Below are 1,549 nucleotides of genomic sequence, written 5' to 3'. Positions count from 1 at the left end.
CGCTTATACTCTTCTACAGTTGGTGTTAAAGTGATACGTTCTCCTTTCAAAAGTAACTCCATATGAAAAGGATCTACAAGGAAATGATCTTCATCATCGTACCAATATTCTTCATTTACAAGCGTTAAGATTTCATCGAAACATGAAAAGAATCCTTGCTGTCTCATGCTATTACTATACACATAGAAGTTATTCGATATCTCAAGGTTTGCATCAACGCCCACAATCTCAAATACAATGAGCCACTTGTCTTCTTCTCGAAAAACAGATATTCTGGATTGTGCTAAGTCAAAATTATAGTTATCAAGTACTGGAAAATCAAACTCCTCCGCGTACCTATCTAGTGTTTCAAGTGTTTTTTCTGCTTTCATAACATTACTCTCCATAAAGTTAGTATAGTAAATTTTTATTACATTCGTTTTTCTTTATTTAACTCATAAACATTATCTAAATACCAGGACATTTTTTTATGTCCCTCTAAACTGGCAACCATCCAGTTTTGTTTATTTGTATATTATATAAAACTCTAATGGCTCAGTAAACAACATTTGATTATGACCTTACCCTTCATTTTCTTTATACACAGTCCCCACCATAGCACTCCACTGCAGCTCCTCTTATTCTTCCTTACAATTAAAACAAAGACACATAGTCTATTGTTAATGTGAAATACAGTTTGATCATTTTTTCTAATAACTTACTATATAACAATCCTCCTGCAACTCATTCCCCTCCCAATCATTGTATACCTGTAACAATTCAAACCCATTCGCTACAAGTAATCTTTCCAATTCTTGCGGATACGTATACCGAAGATCTATTGTTGTTTTCAGTTCCTCTACTAGCGTATCCTCCTCATAAAACCTTCTTGTTGTTATGTAGTGCTGTATTTGTTGAATTGAATCATAATTCATCTCAGTATATAAATCACATCTTCTTCCCTTTTCATCTGTAATAGTTGTCCAATATTCTTCTGTAGATAGTTGTATTAATTCTTCCTTTGACGGAAAACGTGTATCAAATATAAATATACCATTATCAGTTATTACATTATGAATCGATGCTAATAATTGATTTTGATGTGTATTAGTAAGAAAATGTTGGAATCCATGTCCTACCATAAATGCTAACGGAATTGTTTCTTCGACGCTCAATTGCAAGCAGTCTTGCTGTAACCACTTTATATTCTTTAAACTCGCAGATTTACTCTTCGCTTCAGCAAGCATTCCTTCATGTATATCTATACCAATCATTTGATACCCTTTTTCGATAAAAGGAATAGTGACTCTCCCTGTTCCACATGCAATATCTAAAATTCATTCATTTTATATATTTAGTTTTTGCGCCCATGATAGTAAAAACGGAAAATCTGAAAAACTTTTATTTTCTATATCATATCGTTTTGGATTTTCATATTCAGATAAGTTCCATTTTGTTTGCACTTACATTCTCCATTTCATTTTAATATATAAATTATAATGAATTTACAGTTTTTTCTCTATAATTAGTCATAATAATTTGGACTAATCTACCTCGCCTGTTAGTAAGC

At 32.0% G+C, this 1,549-nt stretch carries 2 protein-coding genes; both read right to left on the bottom strand.

Going from position 1 to position 1,549, the window contains the following annotated elements:
- Window positions 1-371 (bottom strand): DUF7003 family protein (locus AC1DJR_RS29360; RefSeq protein ID WP_477004184.1); only part of this gene is annotated, 371 nt, incomplete at its 3' end.
- Between the two features lie 318 nt (window positions 372-689).
- Window positions 690-1,316 carry a class I SAM-dependent methyltransferase gene (locus tag AC1DJR_RS29355; RefSeq protein WP_429687339.1) on the bottom strand — a complete coding sequence of 209 codons (627 nt, stop codon included), beginning with the start codon at window positions 1,314-1,316 and terminating at the stop codon, window positions 690-692.
- Window positions 1,317-1,549: the final 233 nt, after the last annotated feature.

Source organism: Bacillus sp. 05T31 (assembly GCF_056396725.1).
Note: the sequence above shows the minus strand (reverse complement) of the source record. Positions and strands in the feature narration are given on the sequence as shown.